We start from the raw sequence: 338 nt of genomic DNA on the forward strand, positions 1-338 counted from the left end.
TCACGCTCAGCAGGGTCTGGGGCCCGCCCGCCGGGGCGGAGGTCTGCCGCCCGGTCATCGAGTCCGGCGCCGGCAGCGCCTCGCCGCGCCTGATCGCGCCGAGCAGCTTTTCCGTCAGGCCGTAATCCAGATCCTCGTAGAAATCGTCGTTGATTTGCAGGATCGGCGCGTTCACGCAGGCGCCCAGGCACTCCACCTCGGTGAGCGTGAACATCCCGTCCTCGCTCGTCTCGCCGAAACTCTGGATGCCGGTGACCTTCTTGCAGGCCGCAACCACCTCATCCGAGCCGCGCAGCCAGCACGGGGTGGTCGTGCACACCTGCAGGTGGAATCGCCCG

Annotated in this window: 1 protein-coding gene; it reads right to left on the reverse strand. The window is 68.0% G+C overall.

Annotation, left to right across the window (positions count from 1 at the left end; genetic code table 11):
* Positions 1-338 (reverse strand): NAD(P)H-dependent oxidoreductase subunit E (locus tag R5H29_RS00745; protein WP_332328570.1); only part of this gene is annotated, 338 nt, incomplete at both ends.

It is taken from the genome of Stenotrophomonas sp. A3_2, from assembly GCF_036624925.1.
Classification (GTDB): Bacteria; Pseudomonadota; Gammaproteobacteria; order Xanthomonadales; family Xanthomonadaceae; genus Stenotrophomonas; species Stenotrophomonas hibiscicola.